Genomic DNA, 15196 nt, shown 5'->3' on the forward strand with positions numbered 1-15196 from the left:
ATGATTATGAATACCAAATATATAACCTTACTAATTGCCTTCGGAACACTCACTGCTTGTGGAGGCGGTGGCGGTGGTGGCGGCGATTCTTCAGGTGGGGGCTCTACGGGGAATACCACCGAGGCCGCTCCTGAGCCGGTTCCAGCTCCGGTTACAGTGTCAGTATCAAGAACAATGGGTGATCTGTCTATACCGGATACGTTGGATTATAAGCCAATCGAAGACTACTCATTGGACATTGACGCAAGTAACGACGTAACTGGTAGAGCGTTTGCCTCGGTTTATACAGAATATGAGGACGACGGCTCTGGTGTACTCACTCCAGTGTACGACAGTAAAATCGCCTCTACGTCACTGAACAATGGGAGTGCTCAAATCGATTTCTCAGCTGCAGAACACGTTGATGCGTTCTTAGTTGAAATCTGGACGTATGATGGTAACCCACCAGCTCAGAAACTCGTGTCAGCGAGTAGTAACAACCTCGCTTGGTGAGAAAAAGAGGAAAATACGAATTGCCCCGTTTTACGGGGCTTTTTAATGGCTTGCTAGTCAACAACACAGTACAATGCGGGGAAATATTCGATTCAAATCACATTATGAGCCAAGAATACAACGACGAACACTATGACGACGATGCCATTGAGATTGAAGCTATTGGTATCGAAGTTTCAAGCCATCCAATCGAGCTATACAAACTATTTAAGGTAGCAAACCTTGTTGGAGGCGGCGGTGAAGCTAAGCACTTTATAGCGGAAGGCTATGTAGCGGTGAATGGCGAGCTAGAAACGCGAAAACGACGCAAAATGTATGATGGTGACTTCTTTGAGTTTAACCAAGAATATTATGTCGTTGTATGTGACAAACCGCCTGTTGAACCTGAGGAAAGAAAACAACTGCAACCTAAACAGCCAGAGGTAGCAGCGCCTTCGTCAAAACAAAAAAAGCAGAACAAGCAGCAAAAAAAGACGAAAGAGCAATCGGCTAAACAGAAAAAGAAATCTACTGAGCCGAATAAAGCGCGCTCTAAATCAAAAGACCCTAATAGCGGACGTGGCGGTATCGATTTTTTCTAAGACGATTTACGTTATGCGAGCAATCGATATTCGCTGTCGTTAAAGTGCCACAGTTTCCGCTGATAATAGAGGCTTAATAGCAATAGAGGAGATAACAATGAAATTTGAGGTAGATACGCATACTCATACTTATGCAAGTGGGCATGCCTACAGCACCATTATTGAAAATGCTAAAGCGGCAAAAGAACATGGATTAAAAGTCCTGTGTACTACAGATCATGCTGATTCAATGCCTGGTGCCCCTCACTTTTGGTTTTTCTCCAACCAACGTGTTATCCCAAGGTTTCTATCTGACGTTGCTATTATTCGCGGTGTAGAGGCAAATATTCTTAATGTGAATGGGGACATTGATGTACATCCTACGTCATACAAAGCACTTGATTGGATTATTGGCAGCTTTCATGAGCCTGTGTTTAAACCTTCTACTAAGGAGGACCACACTCGAGCTCTCATCAATACAATTGAAAGTGGCAATGTGGATGCGCTTGGACATTTGGGAAATCCGAACTTTGACTTTGATTTTCAAAGCGTAGCGGACTGTGCGGCAGCCAATCATGTCGCAATAGAGATCAATAACTCAACGCTGAGAGGGCACAGCCGAGTCGGAAGTGTGGACCGCTGCTATGACATCGCTCGAGCAGTAAAGCGCGCGGGTGGGTACATCACTACAGGCAGTGACTCACATTTTTGCGATACCATTGGTTTATTCGAACTGACCAGTGAATTGCTGACTACGGTTGAAATGCCGACGGATAAGATTATTACTTACAACGCTCGTCAATTCTTGGATTTCCTAGAGCTGAGAGGACGCGCACCGATAGAAGAGTTTGCCGAATTCTAAGATTTGCGTAAATAACGTTTAGAAACAATTTCATTAACGTTGTAGTAACGAGATTTAGTAAACTCGGTATTCAGACCTCAGGAAACTGGGGTCTAATTGATCTTCAAAAGGAATAATAATGATAAAAATAACTACGGCTAGCCTGCTTACATCAGTTCTTTTATTTTCTACTAGTGCTCTAGCAGAGGGGGTGGACCTCAAGAAGAACATGCAAGCCATGAAGTTAGCATTTAAACAAGCAGCAGAAGCTCAGTCCATTGACGAAATGCGCAAACCAGTACTTGATTTGGAAAATCTAATTGCCGACTCAAAGCAAGGTGATTATCCACCAGAGAAAACAGAATTGTATTTGGAAGGTTTCAAAAAGCTGTCAGGCGCGGTAAGTGAAGTCAATGCGGAACTGGATCAGGGTGACCTTGAAGCGGCCAAGCAATCATTACGTGAAGTGGACAGCTTGAGATTGGAGTACCATGACAAGCGTAATCCAAGTATTTGGAAGCGTCTGTTTGGTTAACTGATATCGAATTCGGACATTAAAAAGGAGCACTCTTTGAGTGCTCCTTTTGATTTAGATTAAATAGGTAGCGCTATGCCTGTGCAAACTTAAAGGTTCGGTAGCCCCCAATTAAGTTCTTGGCTTTATAGCCATTATTCACTAATTGACGATATGCAACATTACCGCGTAACCCCACTTGGCAGTAAATAATGATCTCTTTATCTTTAGGAAGCTCATCCATACGTTGGCGCAGCTGATCTACGGGTATATTAATTGCGCCGTCAATGAAACCAACGTTTTCTAACTCACCTGGATTACGTACATCCAGCAACAACTGGTTGTCGCTCAAATTATCTATTTCATCGAAATGTATCGGTGTTGCATCACCTTTTAAAATATTATTGGCAACGAAGGCTGCTTGGTTGATGACATCTTTGGCGCTGCCATAAGGGGGAGCGTAAGTTAGTTCAAGATGTTGTAGCTGCTCTACGGTCATTCCTGCACGTTGAGCCACAGCTAAAACATCGATACGTTTATCAATGCCGTCTTTTCCTGCTGCTTGCGCACCAAGAATTTTGCCAGTTTCGGGGCTAAACAATAGCTTTAACGAGACTATTTCCGAACCAGGGTAATAACCGGCATGACTAGCGGTATGTACGTATACTTTCTCGTACGCGATATTATCACGTTTAAGCAACTTTTCGTTTTTACCCACGGACGCTACAGCAAGATCGAAGATCTTAACAATCGCAGTACCTTGTGTGCCTTGATAACTCTCTTTACGGCCTAACATGTTGTCAGCAGCCATCCGACCTTGACGATTAGCAGGCCCAGCTAACGGAACGAAGCTAGGTTTTCCTGTGATGAAATCAGGATCTTCAACAGCATCGCCTACTGCATAAATATACGGGTCGCTGGTTTGTAGGTGTTCGTTGACCGAGATACCACCAAACGCGCCAAGTTCGAGGTCTGCGTTTTGGGCTAGGGTATTTTCCGGTCTGACACCAATAGACAAGATAAGCATATCAGTATTTAACGCATCGCCATTGTTTAATGTTAAACGTAACTTGCCTTGTAAATGTTGATGTTCGTTTGTCTCTCCAGCATTTTGACCGGCAATATGTTCATTCGGAATATACTCAACAGATTCAAGTGCTGCACTCAATCTGAGATCAATGCCTCTTTGTTTAATCTCTGCATGTGCAAAACCTGCCATTTCTTTATCAACGGGCGTCATCACCTGATCGGCCATTTCTATTAAGGTGGTACTGATTCCTAGCTGGTGGAAAGCTTCCATCATTTCTAATCCGATAAAGCCACCGCCAACGACTGTTGCATGCTCAGGCTTATTCATTTGAATCGTCTTTATGATTCGATCCATATCGGGGATATTGCGAAGGGTATGAGTCAATGGGTTATCAATGCCTGGTATGGTCGGTACAAATGGAGCCGCGCCAGGACTTAGTAATAGAAAGTCATAACTTTCAGAATATTCACTACCATCAACGAAGTTGCGAACAGTAACAAATTTGTTCTGTTTATCGATGGAAATGACTTCGTTCATAACACGAACGTCAACATTAAAACGAGCGAGGAAACTCTCTGGAGTTTGAAGTAATAACTTTGAACGGTCGGTGATATCTCCACCTATGTGATAGGGAAGACCACAATTTGCAAATGAAACGAAAGGTCCGCGCTCAAACATAATAATTTCGGCTTCTTCACTCAAACGTCGAGCTCTTGCTGCTGCAGATGCGCCACCTGCAACTCCGCCTACGATTAAAATCTTAGTCATACTTTACCTCTGTCAGTGTCGTTTAGGTGCGATGTTCTAAACGTGCATTCAATGTTCATTTGTCGTTACTATATCAATAAAATTAGAAATGTCTAATGTAAAATTATCTAAATATTAAAAAGCTAATTAAGTATTGACTAATGTAATGAATTGGATAGATAATGCGCGCTATGCAAAATGATCAAATCGTGGAGACTGCCGTTGTGGACTTAATGGAAATGAAAAGCCGAGTCATCGATGTAGCGGATGTACTCAAAACATTATCACACCCTGATAGGCTATTTGTTTTATGCCAGCTTGTAGATGGCGAACAAGGTGCAGGCCAGCTTCAGTCCAACTCAAACCTAAGCCAGTCTGCTTTCTCCCAACATCTGTCAGTATTGAAGAAAGCAGGGCTAGTAGGGATAAGAAAAGAAGCTCAACATGTCTATTACTCTTTAAAAGATCAGAGAGTTGCAGGGCTTATAAGCCAATTACATAGTTTATATTGCCATTGATAGGGCTTTCTGTAGTGGGTTCAATTTGCGAAATTTTCGTTAAGTTTTGCCACTAACATTATTTTTAGATTTAACTCTTAGTGAGGTAACAATGGAGTTTTCAATTCCGTGGGCATCGTTATTAGGCGGCATGATGCTAGGGCTTTCCGCGACTATTTTACTATTGTTCAACGGCAAAGTAGCTGGTATTAGCGGCATAGTGAGCAAAATCTATAAAGGAAGAGCCGGCGATACAAGCTGGCGTGTATTGTTCGTATTGGGAATGGTTGTCGGCGGAGTAGCAACCGCAAAATGGTTTGGATTAGCCCCTGTTGCTATGGTCGTGTCAACACCATTAGTTCTTATCTCAGGTTTACTCGTGGGTATGGGTACTAAATTAGGCAATGGCTGTACAAGTGGCCATGGTATTTGCGGAATGGGTCGACTATCTGTTCGATCAGTAATGGCGACTGTAACCTTTATGGTGGTGGCCATGTTGACCACATTTGTTATGACACACGTGCTTTAGGAGTTTTGAATATGCAAAGGTTGATATCTATCGTTGCAGGTTTGCTATTTGGCGCAGGTATGATCATCTCAGGCATGAGTGACCCGAAGAATGTCATTGCTTTTCTCGACGTTACTGGCCATTGGTCACCTGATTTGGCGTTTGTAATGGGTGGAGCATTATTGGTATTTGCACCAAGCTATTGGCTAATCATCCGCAAGAGAAAGGAACCAGTATGTGCAGATTCATTCTGCTTGTCCGACAACAAGAAAATTGATAGTCAGCTACTAAGCGGTGCCGCTCTGTTTGGGTTAGGTTGGGGGATTGCAGGTATCTGCCCGGGACCCGCAATTGCATCGATGGCAAACGGCAGTTATAGCGTATTGGGTTTTGTTGTCACTATGTTGGTTGGTATGTTCATTGGCGATAATATCTCAAGGAAAGAAAACGGAAAACAAGCAGCGTAGTGGCTTACCGTATTTATTGGATTACTCCTCAACTAAAGTGACATTACAGCGTTATGCCCACCAAGAAGATCACTCTTGAAGGTTGGGTTAAGTAATAACCAAAATACTGTAAACATCAAAATTGGAAATGTCATCTCTAGTTAATCATACAACTCTATCGATAAAGGGCAGTGATCACTCATTTGGTGCTTTAGCACGTCCTCGACTGGCATGAGACTTTGAACAGCAGGACTTGTTCTTAACTCTGGACTGACGATGATGTGATCGATGAGAGAGCGAAATTGGTGTATTCTGTCGTTATTCTTGCGAGATTTTACTTTACACGTGGCTTTAGTTTGCTGAGAGGTTAAACGCGGCGCAGTATCTAGACCATTGGTGATTGTCTTCCATAACCAATCGCCGTTATACGCTAGGTTGTGATTGAAATCACCCAACAAAATGTATAACTCGTTTTGTTGTTCGACCTGCTTTAGCCAACTATTTATGACTTTTCCTTGTTTTTTTAAAGTATGACATGAGTTTTGATTGACGAATTTTCCCGAGCAACCGGCTTTTAAGTGCACTGACAACAGGTTTATTGTTTTGTTGTCCACGTTAAGTTTGATTGCAGAAGCAAATCTTAGTTTACTACCTGTACTAAGAGGGAAGTCCGCTGCGTCTTTGATGGACAAACCCTTTTTCACAGCGAAGCCAGTGTATTGGTTAATCGCGGAGAATTGATGTTGTTTATTAGATAGTAGTGCACGATCCGACAAATAAATGTCGTAATCGTTGCCAACTATTTTACGGATGGCTTCCTGACTATCTACTTCTTGAAACGCCAAAACGGAGGGCGAAAGGACTTCAAATTGACGTGCTAAAGCGAGAAAGTCGTCCTTGCCCCTTTGACTTGCTTCGAACTTTGATGATGGATTAAGCGTTAACCATTCAATATTCCATGTAGTAAACGTTGTTGCTGACACCAATGTAGGAAAAAGTGATATTCCAATTACTAAAGAAAATAACCACTTGTAATAACTTAATGTTCTTTTCATCGCACTTGCCATTTTAAAATTCCCTCACAGCCAATGTGCCGCAAGCGTTACTAAAATTGCAACCAAAAATGCGTTAAATTTCGTGAAAAATTTTGTTTTTCCTTCATATGAGATCTACTTCATCTAGATCGAATTCTTCTTGCTCAGTAGCCAATTTTTATTGATCTGAATCAATACTTTGGTTTGGTGCTTTTCGTTAAATACACCACAATATATTGTGTCAGAATAAAATGTAACAACCCTATATAGTGTATTTGTGGATAACTCTGTGAGTATACTTTGGGTAAGGAGAAAGGGTGAAAACAATCGTAATCAAGAGAGACGGCTCTCGTGCTCCGTTTACAAAGGATCGTATTGAAGCTGCTGTGGTAAGTGCGGCGGAACATGCAGATAAAGAGCTCGAAATCTACGCTAAAAATGTGGCTTTAGCGGTAGAGCTCAAACTGCAGGATTGCGAACATGTAGACATTCAAGAAATTCAAACAGCGGTAGAGAATGAACTAATGCAAGGTCCATATAAAGGACTTGCTCGTTCGTACATTGAATATCGTCATGACCGTGATATTGCTCGTGAAAAGAAAAGCGCTCTGACTAAAGAGATCGAAGGTCTGATTGAAGAAAGCAACGCCGATCTTCTTAATGAGAACGCTAATAAAGATGGCAAGGTTATCCCGACGCAGCGTGATTTGTTGGCGGGTATCGTCGCTAAACACTATGCGAAGACTCGAATTCTTCCTAGGGACGTTGTGCAAGCACACGACGAAGGCGACATCCATTATCACGATCTTGATTACGCGCCTTTCTTCCCGATGTTTAACTGTATGCTCATTGATTTAAAAGGCATGTTAACGCATGGCTTTAAGATGGGTAATGCTGAGATTGATACTCCTAAATCAATTTCAACTGCTACAGCTGTAACCGCACAGATTATTGCTCAAGTGGCAAGTCATATTTATGGTGGCACAACGATTAACCGTATTGATGAAGTCTTAGCGCCTTACGTAAAAGCAAGCTATGACAAACATCTTCAAATTGCTCAAGAGTGGGACATTCACCAGCCAGAAGCATTTGCTCAAGCTCGTACGGAGAAAGAATGTTATGACGCATTCCAATCATTAGAGTACGAAGTCAACACCTTGCACACTGCCAATGGTCAAACACCATTTGTTACTTTCGGCTTTGGACTTGGTACGAGTTGGGAGTCAAAACTTATCCAACAGTCGATTCTGAAGAATCGAATCGCTGGTCTTGGCAAAAACAGCAAAACAGCAGTATTCCCTAAATTGGTGTTTGCAATCAAAGATGGCTTAAATCATAAGTCTGAAGATCCAAACTACGATGTTAAACAGCTAGCGTTAGAGTGTGCGTCTAAGCGTATGTACCCAGATATTTTAAACTACGATAAAGTGGTTGAAGTAACGGGGTCATTTAAAACGCCAATGGGTTGTCGTAGTTTCCTTGGTACATACGAAGAAAACGGTGAACTTCAACATGAAGGGCGCAATAACCTTGGTGTTGTGAGCTTGAACCTTCCTCGCATTGCTATCAAAGCCAATGGTAGTGTTGAGAAGTTTTATGAGTTATTAAACGACCGTTTAGTGCTGGCGCGTAAAGCTCTTGAAACACGTATTAGTCGTCTAGAGAAAGTTAAGGCTCGTGTTGCCCCAATCCTTTATATGGAAGGCGCATGTGGTGTACGTCTAAAAGCAGACGACTCTATCGCACCAATTTTTAAGAATGGTCGTGCTTCAATTTCTCTTGGTTACATTGGTATTCATGAGATGGTTACGGCTCTTTTTGGTAATGACGTTCATATGTACGATGACAATACTATGCGCGACATGGCGCTTGATGTTATTAAGCACATGAAGCAAGTGGTAAACCAATGGGCTGAAGAAACCGGCTACGCATTTAGCTTGTACGGTACGCCAAGTGAAAACCTATGTAGTCGTTTCTGCCAAATTGATACTAAAGAGTTTGGGATCATCGAAGGGGTGACAGACAAAGGCTACTACACCAATAGCTTCCACTTGGACGTGCAAAAGAAAGTTAATCCATACGACAAGATTGACTTTGAAATGCCTTACCCAGAAATCTCCTCTGGTGGTTTCATTTGTTACGGCGAATTCCCAAATATGCAGCGTAACATTGAAGCATTAGAGAATGTATGGGACTACAGTTACACGCGCGTTCCTTACTATGGTACGAACACACCGATTGACGAGTGTTATGAATGTGGCTACATGGGAGAGTTTGACTGCACTAGCAAAGGCTTCACTTGCCCTAAATGTGGTAACCACGACTCTACTCGAGTATCTGTAACGCGTCGTGTATGCGGTTATTTAGGTAGTCCAGATGCGCGCCCATTTAACTTTGGTAAACAAGAAGAAGTTAAACGTCGCGTTAAACACCTTTAATATCAATTACTAAGAATCAAGAGAGTCAATATATGAATTATCATCAGTATCATCCTATCGACGTAGTCAATGGACCTGGTACGCGTTGTACTCTCTTTGTTTCGGGTTGTGTTCACCAATGTCGAGGCTGCTATAACCAAGCGACATGGTCTTTGCATTCAGGACATAGCTTTACCGATGAGATGGAAGATCGGATCATTGCGGATCTAAACGATACTCGTATTAAGAAGAGAGGTTTATCGTTATCTGGAGGAGACCCGTTACACCCCTCTAATGTAAGCCGCATACTACGGCTGGTGGAACGAGTAAGGCGTGAATGTCCCGATAAAGATATCTGGCTTTGGAGCGGTTATTTGTTACAGGAGCTGTCACCTGAGCAACAACAAGTGATTGACCTAGTAGACGTGCTTGTCGATGGCAAATTCGAGAAAGAGTTGGCTGACCCAGAGTTAGAATGGCGGGGCAGTTCGAATCAAGTGATTCATCGATTCAAACAGTTTTAATATAAAAGAGGGAGCGCAATGCTCCCTTTACTATGTACACTCCGAATTAATCCTGTTTAGAACAAAACTATTTCAATATTTTTAATCTAATGCTAACGTGATGCCACTACTTGAATTTCAAAGGGTTGTGACTTTCATGTTCTCTCAATTACCCGAGCCTGTGCTCGATCCTATTCTTTCCTTATCCGTTGCTTTTAGAAATGATGAACGTGCCGACAAAGTTGATTTAGGCATTGGCGTTTATCGTAACAGTGACGGGCAAACTCCAATAATGAAAGCCATTGCTGAAGCTCAGCGCATTGTCACTACGGAACAACAGACTAAAGCTTATGTTGGTCTTGCTGGGTGTGAAGAGTTTAACCAAAGTATTGCTAAAGTCGTGTTTGGTGAAACACCTATTTATGACCGTATGTCCGTCATTCAAACTCCGGGCGCGAGTGGTGGCTTGCGTATGTTGGGAGATTTACTAAATGTTGCTCAGCCAGGGACAACGGTTTGGCTTTCAAACCCAAGCTATGTCAACCATAAACCAGTAATGGAAGCAGCGGGTCTACAGGTTAAGTATTATCGCTACTTTGACCCAGCAACTAAACAGGTTGACCGTGATTTAATGCTATCTGATATTGCTCAAGCAGGACAAGGCGACGTCGTATTGCTTCATGGATGTTGTCACAATCCAACTGGCGCTGATATATCGTTAGAAGATTGGAAAACCATCACAGAGCTAAGCGTGAAAAATGGTTTTGTACCATTTGTTGATGTCGCTTATCAAGGCTTCGGTGACGGCTTAGAGCAAGATGCATATGGTCTTCGATATATGGCTGAAAATGTTGAAGAAATGCTCCTTACTACTTCATGTTCTAAGAACTTCGGGCTATATCGTGAACGCACTGGAGCAGCGATCGTCATTGGTAAAAATGCGACTGAGGCTGCGAACGCGAAAGGTAAACTGCTTACACTAGCTCGAGCGACGTACACAATGCCACCTGACCATGGTGCAGCATTGGTCAAAACCATCTTGGCCGATGAATACTTAACCAACATGTGGTCAACGGAACTGACTGAAATGCAACAACGATTAGTTGCATTGCGTGATGGCCTTTGTAAAGAATTGAAAAATACTCATTCATCTGATCAATTTGACTTTATCATGTCTCACAAAGGCATGTTTACTGTGCTAGGATTTACACCAGAGCAAATGCAGCGTTTGCGTAATGACTTTGCTATCTACGGTGTAGACGATGGGCGAATTAACATCGCTGGCTTATCTGAGTCGCAACTGCCCTACGTAGCCAATGCGCTGATTGCTGTCAGTCAATAATCGATGAGCATTTTTGCACGTCACAGAAATAGAATTAATAAAGGTGAATGAATGAAACCGTGGAAAGTGATTTTACCACTGATGTTAAGTGGTGGCTTAGTAGCTTGTTCTACTACACCAACTGAGCCAGTGACTCCACCACAAGTTGAACAGCCTAAGCAAGACACTGAAGCTGCAAAATCAGAAAAAGAAACCGAAAAAAGTGCAACTGAAACTGAGAGCACAAAAACAGAAAGTGATACTCAGAAAGTACAACCAGAGAAAGAGACAAAACCCGCAGAGAAACCTGAGGCTAAACCAGAAAAGCCAGTCGCTAAGCCTGCGCCAGTGAAAAATGAAGAGGGTAAACTGATACTAGGTGAGCAAGAATATGTTCGTTTAGTTGATATGAAAGTTACGACTAAAGCTCGAATAGACACTGGGGCTACCACATCGTCACTGAGTGCCGTCGATATCGTTCCATTTGAACGTGATGGTAAAGAGTGGGTTAAGTTCAAGGTAAAGCATAGTGGTGTAGAGTCTAAAGAGATGAGTATGCCAGTTGAACGTTGGGTGAAAGTAAAACAGTCTAGTTCCGAAGAAAGCGATAAACGCCCAGTTATTGTATCCGTCATTAAGATTGGTGATATGACTAGCAAGACTGAGTTTACTTTGGCTGACCGTACGCATCTCAAATACCCAGTGTTATTAGGTCGTAGTTTCTTTAGAGATATTGCTCTTGTGGATGTGAGTCGTAAATACGTCCAACCTAAACCAAGCAATAAATAATCCAAGTAACCGGTAATAAAAAATGGCTTTCCAATCGGAAAGCCATTTTTTTATATTAGAAGCTAGAAGTTAAATGCAACAGACATTTCGACTTGGTTTCCGTAGGTTCCGTTGTCAAATATGGCGGCACCGAGTGAAAGCACGTCTGTTGAATGGAAACGTGCGCCCACTTTCCAAATGAATTTAGTGTCATCATGCCCGTTAAGCATACCAATTCGAGCATCACCTTCCACATTTTGAAGGAACCAAATACGGGAGCCGATATTAAACTCAGATGCGAAGTCTGTATTCCACTTGTCGTGGCTCTTTGTTTTTATGTTATGCACTAGTAATTGTCCATACACATCTGCGAATTGACCAGCTGGTCCGTTAAAACCAATACCGCCAGCCACGTCCCAATCACCTTCAAATCGACTGTCGCCACGAAGTATAAAGTGGGTGTTTTCTGTGAAAAACGTTGTAAATTCAGCTCCAACAGTACCAGGATCGGCGCCTAAGCGAACTTGAAAAGCATTGTAGTTGAAGTTGTTAGCGTAAACCAACGAAGGGGCGGCGACTGCCAATGATAATAGGGCAGTACGGCTTGCTTTACCTAGCATGAGAACTCCGTGATGAATTGATGTCGACATAGTCTCTAAAAATGAGTTTGTCCAGTATATAGAAAAATGGTCTGCAAAATACAGACCATTTTTGACTAAGTCGAACTTTTCTTTACATTATTTGAATGTGGTCAACCTCAATTTCTGGTGTATTTCCACCTTCGTACTCTCCGAAAATTCTTACTTTAGTTTCATTATTAATAGGTGTAGTTAATCGCGCATCGTCCATATCTACTTGAATTTCAGCATCACCGTCACTGAAAATAAACTTATCGTCCCGAACTTGACGAACTAAATAGCCATCAACAATAACGTTTTTCTCAGTAAACATACTGGTATCAGTTAATAGCTCGGTTACAGAAATCGTTTCAACCGGCCCTGTATATACGACGCTAGGCGATTTAGAATCATGGTGCCCACCGTCTTTTGCTAACACAAGAGTTGGAGTAAGAATTAGTGCCGCTGCTAGACTCAATACCGTTTTTTTCATAACTTGGTTCCTTTTAGAGTGTCTCTTTAGTTGTCGATTACTATTAAAACGTAGTTAAGCTTAACCATTGCTGAGTGTGGCATTCATTTTCCATTCACTGAGGTTTTTTAGGCTGTCGGTTGGGTCTGAGGAGTAAAAAAGGTAAACTTACCAAAGACTTCATAGCAATTTGAGAATATATGCGTCGCACTTCACAAGCTCTAATGGTTCAAGGAACAACTTCAGACGCAGGTAAAAGCGTCTTAGTGGCAGGATTATGCCGGGTCTTAGCGCGGAAAGGGATCAGTGTTGCCCCATTCAAGCCTCAAAACATGGCATTGAACAGTGCCGTCACGAAAGATGGCGGCGAAATAGGCCGTGCGCAAGCTGTTCAAGCGCAAGCAGCTCGTGTTGACGCGACAGTGGACATGAATCCGGTTCTGATTAAACCCAATTCCGATACTGGTGCTCAAATTATCATTCAAGGCAAAGCTTTTGCTAATATGGATGCAGTTGGCTTCCACGACTACAAAAAAGTGGCTATGCCTTATGTTCTTGATTCTTTTTCTAAACTAGCCAATCATTTCGACGCCATCATGATCGAAGGTGCAGGAAGCCCAGCAGAGATCAATCTTAGACAAAACGATATTGCCAATATGGGTTTTGCTGAAGAAGCCGATGTTCCTGTTATTATTGTGGCAGACATCGACCGTGGAGGAGTATTCGCTCATTTATACGGTACATTAGCATTGCTATCTGAGAGTGAACAGAATCGAGTCGTTGGTTTTGTTATTAATCGCTTTCGGGGTGACATTTCATTGCTAGAGCCAGGGCTTGAATGGTTAGAACAAAAAACAGGGAAGCCAGTAATTGGCGTAATCCCTTTTATACACGGCCTTAATATCGAAGCAGAAGACGCCATCACTGCGGAGTACGTGACCGCCGAAACAACTAAACTAAGGGTCGTGGTTCCCATACTTACTCGTATTAGTAATCACACCGATTTTGACGCTCTCCGATTACATCCTGAAATAGACTTTCGATACGTTGGTAAGGGAGAGCGAATCGATAATGCTGATTTGATTATTCTTCCGGGCACGAAATCTGTTAGAGATGACCTTAGCTATCTGAGAGAGCAGGGGTGGGATAAGGATATCTATCGACATCTACGATTTGGCGGAAAGGTGATGGGAATCTGTGGTGGATTTCAAATATTAGGCAAGCACATTACCGATTCACTCGGTATCGAAGGAAAAATCGGAACTAGTGATGGTTTAGCCTTACTTGATGTTGACACTGAACTACTCCCAGAGAAACAGCTGACCAACGTCACTGGTGTGTTATCTCTTGAAGGTACAAGCGTAAGCGTTTCTGGTTATGAAATACATGCGGGACAAAGCAAGGTTTCAAGCCAGCCACTTATTGAACTCAGTATTGGCACGAAAGATGGTGCTATTAGTGAGGATAATCAAGTAATTGGAACCTACCTTCATGGCATACTGGACTCTTCCGAATTTGTATCTTTATTGGTGCGCTGGGTAAACGGAGAGTCTGTTTCTAGTTATTCGATTAACGATGAAAAGGAACAAGCGCTGGATACGATAGCGGATGCTCTCGAAAACCACCTAGACCTTCAACAACTCTGGCCAGACTTGGGTTTCACAAACTGATGAAAAAGTTATTAATTTTACTTTTAGTTACACTGTCACCAGCAACATTGGCGGCAACGCTTAATATATACGCTGCGTCTTCTATGACGAATGCCGTTGATGAATTAGCCAGTGAGTTTAATCAGCAATCAAATGTTGATGTAGTAAAGGTTTATGGTGGTTCTTCTTCTATAGCACGTCAGATTTATCAGGGCGCTCCAGCGGATCTTTTCATTTCTGCTAACGTTAAATGGGTGGACTATTTAATAAAGAAAGGGACAGTCGAAGCAGAAAATGTATCCAACATTGCACAAAATCGGCTGGTGTTAATCAAAAATAACGCCGTATCACATAAAAGTGCGTTTGTGTTCGATTCTGCGAAGAGTTGGGACCAATGGTTAAATGGTGAACGTTTGGCGATAGGGACTGTGTCCTCTGTACCCGCTGGTATCTATGCCAAACAATCGCTCGAATCTTTAAATGTTTGGGCGTCTGTACGTTCTCATTTAGCGCCAGTTAATAATGTTAGACAAGTATTAGCTTTGGTTGAGAGAAATGAGGCTCCATTGGGGATCGTCTATAAAACTGATGCGATGGCAAGCGATTCTGTTGATGTAATCGGCGCTTTTCCTGACACGACCCATGATCCTATTATTTACCCGCTAGTTAAATTGAATTCTCGCCACGAGACCCAAGAGTTTGTAGAGTTTATTCAGTCTCAATCAGGCCAGCAAATCTTGGCCAAATACGGATTTTCGCCATTGGATGGTAACCAATAAG

The 15196-nt window shown here is 42.4% G+C and carries 17 protein-coding genes; 13 read left to right on the top strand and 4 right to left on the bottom strand.

What is annotated here, in order from left to right; genetic code table 11:
* The first annotated feature begins 6 nt into the window (after positions 1-6).
* From HOP38_RS21100 to HOP38_RS21115, 4 genes are all read left to right on the top strand, one after another.
* Entirely contained in the window at positions 7-492 is a 486-nt protein-coding gene (locus tag HOP38_RS21100; protein ID WP_006072781.1) for a hypothetical protein, read from the top strand.
* A gap of 104 nt (positions 493-596) precedes the next feature.
* A complete protein-coding gene (locus HOP38_RS21105; protein ID WP_006072779.1) occupies positions 597-1073 on the top strand; it encodes an RNA-binding S4 domain-containing protein in 477 nt (158 codons plus the stop codon).
* A 97-nt stretch (positions 1074-1170) separates the two neighbouring features.
* Positions 1171-1914, top strand: a complete 744-nt coding sequence (locus tag HOP38_RS21110; RefSeq protein ID WP_006072778.1) for a phosphatase — start codon at positions 1171-1173, stop codon at positions 1912-1914.
* 118 nt (positions 1915-2032) lie between these two features.
* A complete protein-coding gene (locus tag HOP38_RS21115; RefSeq protein WP_198558907.1) occupies positions 2033-2428 on the top strand; it encodes a cytochrome b562 in 396 nt (131 codons plus the stop codon).
* Between the two features lie 73 nt (positions 2429-2501).
* Here the strand turns inward: HOP38_RS21115 and HOP38_RS21120 are convergent, their stop codons facing one another.
* A complete protein-coding gene (locus HOP38_RS21120) occupies positions 2502-4205 on the bottom strand; it encodes an FAD-dependent oxidoreductase (RefSeq protein WP_198558908.1) in 1704 nt (567 codons plus the stop codon).
* A gap of 161 nt (positions 4206-4366) precedes the next feature.
* Between HOP38_RS21120 and HOP38_RS21125 the strand changes: the two genes are divergently transcribed.
* From HOP38_RS21125 to HOP38_RS21135, 3 genes are all read left to right on the top strand, one after another.
* The gene (locus tag HOP38_RS21125) at positions 4367-4702 is read left to right on the top strand and encodes an ArsR/SmtB family transcription factor (protein ID WP_006072772.1); all 336 of its coding nucleotides are present in this window, start codon (positions 4367-4369) and stop codon (positions 4700-4702) included.
* A 91-nt stretch (positions 4703-4793) separates the two neighbouring features.
* Positions 4794-5210: a YeeE/YedE family protein gene (locus HOP38_RS21130; protein ID WP_088878468.1), complete on the top strand. Its 417-nt coding sequence runs from the start codon at positions 4794-4796 to the stop codon at positions 5208-5210.
* A gap of 11 nt (positions 5211-5221) precedes the next feature.
* On the top strand, positions 5222-5656 hold the full coding sequence (locus HOP38_RS21135; protein WP_006072768.1) for a YeeE/YedE family protein: 435 nt from the start codon (positions 5222-5224) through the stop codon (positions 5654-5656).
* 140 nt (positions 5657-5796) lie between these two features.
* Here the strand turns inward: HOP38_RS21135 and HOP38_RS21140 are convergent, their stop codons facing one another.
* A complete protein-coding gene (locus HOP38_RS21140; RefSeq protein WP_242456564.1) occupies positions 5797-6690 on the bottom strand; it encodes an endonuclease/exonuclease/phosphatase family protein in 894 nt (297 codons plus the stop codon).
* Between the two features lie 296 nt (positions 6691-6986).
* Here HOP38_RS21140 and nrdD point away from each other — a divergent pair, with 296 nt between their 5' ends.
* The 4 genes from nrdD to HOP38_RS21160 all read left to right on the top strand — a co-directional run bounded on the left by nrdD (position 6987) and on the right by HOP38_RS21160 (position 11699).
* Complete coding sequence (nrdD, locus tag HOP38_RS21145; protein ID WP_038226824.1) at positions 6987-9107, top strand: anaerobic ribonucleoside-triphosphate reductase; 2121 nt, start codon at positions 6987-6989, stop codon at positions 9105-9107.
* A gap of 32 nt (positions 9108-9139) precedes the next feature.
* Positions 9140-9610, top strand: coding sequence for an anaerobic ribonucleoside-triphosphate reductase-activating protein (gene nrdG / locus HOP38_RS21150; RefSeq protein ID WP_198558910.1), 471 nt, complete (start codon positions 9140-9142; stop codon positions 9608-9610).
* Positions 9611-9746: 136 nt separating this feature from the next.
* Positions 9747-10931, top strand: a complete 1185-nt coding sequence (locus tag HOP38_RS21155) for an amino acid aminotransferase (RefSeq protein WP_171393370.1) — start codon at positions 9747-9749, stop codon at positions 10929-10931.
* A gap of 51 nt (positions 10932-10982) precedes the next feature.
* Positions 10983-11699, top strand: a complete 717-nt coding sequence (locus HOP38_RS21160; RefSeq protein WP_124942073.1) for an ATP-dependent zinc protease family protein — start codon at positions 10983-10985, stop codon at positions 11697-11699.
* 62 nt (positions 11700-11761) lie between these two features.
* On the opposite strand, the gene HOP38_RS21165 is transcribed toward HOP38_RS21160, so the two are convergent.
* Positions 11762-12298, bottom strand: a complete 537-nt coding sequence (locus HOP38_RS21165; protein WP_006072758.1) for a hypothetical protein — start codon at positions 12296-12298, stop codon at positions 11762-11764.
* Between the two features lie 112 nt (positions 12299-12410).
* Positions 12411-12788: a YgiW/YdeI family stress tolerance OB fold protein gene (locus HOP38_RS21170; RefSeq protein ID WP_198558911.1), complete on the bottom strand. Its 378-nt coding sequence runs from the start codon at positions 12786-12788 to the stop codon at positions 12411-12413.
* A gap of 179 nt (positions 12789-12967) precedes the next feature.
* On the opposite strand from HOP38_RS21170, the gene HOP38_RS21175 reads away from it, so the two are divergent.
* Both HOP38_RS21175 and modA read left to right on the top strand, forming a co-directional pair.
* Positions 12968-14437 (top strand): cobyric acid synthase, encoded by a 1470-nt coding sequence (locus HOP38_RS21175; protein ID WP_198558912.1) that lies wholly within the window; start codon positions 12968-12970, stop codon positions 14435-14437.
* Positions 14437-15195 (top strand): molybdate ABC transporter substrate-binding protein, encoded by a 759-nt coding sequence (gene modA / locus HOP38_RS21180; RefSeq protein ID WP_198558913.1) that lies wholly within the window; start codon positions 14437-14439, stop codon positions 15193-15195. The genes HOP38_RS21175 and modA overlap by 1 nt, the downstream gene beginning before the upstream one ends.
* Position 15196 lies beyond the last annotated feature (1 nt).

Source organism: Vibrio mediterranei (assembly GCF_013364395.1).
Classification (GTDB): domain Bacteria; phylum Pseudomonadota; class Gammaproteobacteria; order Enterobacterales; family Vibrionaceae; genus Vibrio; species Vibrio mediterranei.

What these genes read in the sequence shown, in the direction of transcription:
- HOP38_RS21165 (WP_006072758.1), bottom strand. Translation starts at nt 12,298, where the DNA reads ATGCTAGGTAAAGCAAGCCGTACTGCCCTATTATCATTGGCAGTCGCC.
- nrdG (WP_198558910.1), top strand. Translation starts at nt 9,140, where the DNA reads ATGAATTATCATCAGTATCATCCTATCGACGTAGTCAATGGACCTGGT.
- HOP38_RS21130 (WP_088878468.1), top strand. Translation starts at nt 4,794, where the DNA reads ATGGAGTTTTCAATTCCGTGGGCATCGTTATTAGGCGGCATGATGCTA.
- HOP38_RS21125 (WP_006072772.1), top strand. Translation starts at nt 4,367, where the DNA reads ATGCGCGCTATGCAAAATGATCAAATCGTGGAGACTGCCGTTGTGGAC.
- HOP38_RS21140 (WP_242456564.1), bottom strand. Translation starts at nt 6,690, where the DNA reads ATGAAAAGAACATTAAGTTATTACAAGTGGTTATTTTCTTTAGTAATT.
- HOP38_RS21110 (WP_006072778.1), top strand. Translation starts at nt 1,171, where the DNA reads ATGAAATTTGAGGTAGATACGCATACTCATACTTATGCAAGTGGGCAT.
- HOP38_RS21100 (WP_006072781.1), top strand. Translation starts at nt 7, where the DNA reads ATGAATACCAAATATATAACCTTACTAATTGCCTTCGGAACACTCACT.
- HOP38_RS21105 (WP_006072779.1), top strand. Translation starts at nt 597, where the DNA reads ATGAGCCAAGAATACAACGACGAACACTATGACGACGATGCCATTGAG.
- HOP38_RS21170 (WP_198558911.1), bottom strand. Translation starts at nt 12,788, where the DNA reads ATGAAAAAAACGGTATTGAGTCTAGCAGCGGCACTAATTCTTACTCCA.
- HOP38_RS21135 (WP_006072768.1), top strand. Translation starts at nt 5,222, where the DNA reads ATGCAAAGGTTGATATCTATCGTTGCAGGTTTGCTATTTGGCGCAGGT.
- HOP38_RS21155 (WP_171393370.1), top strand. Translation starts at nt 9,747, where the DNA reads ATGTTCTCTCAATTACCCGAGCCTGTGCTCGATCCTATTCTTTCCTTA.
- HOP38_RS21120 (WP_198558908.1), bottom strand. Translation starts at nt 4,205, where the DNA reads ATGACTAAGATTTTAATCGTAGGCGGAGTTGCAGGTGGCGCATCTGCA.
- modA (WP_198558913.1), top strand. Translation starts at nt 14,437, where the DNA reads ATGAAAAAGTTATTAATTTTACTTTTAGTTACACTGTCACCAGCAACA.
- HOP38_RS21160 (WP_124942073.1), top strand. Translation starts at nt 10,983, where the DNA reads ATGAAACCGTGGAAAGTGATTTTACCACTGATGTTAAGTGGTGGCTTA.
- HOP38_RS21175 (WP_198558912.1), top strand. Translation starts at nt 12,968, where the DNA reads ATGCGTCGCACTTCACAAGCTCTAATGGTTCAAGGAACAACTTCAGAC.
- HOP38_RS21115 (WP_198558907.1), top strand. Translation starts at nt 2,033, where the DNA reads ATGATAAAAATAACTACGGCTAGCCTGCTTACATCAGTTCTTTTATTT.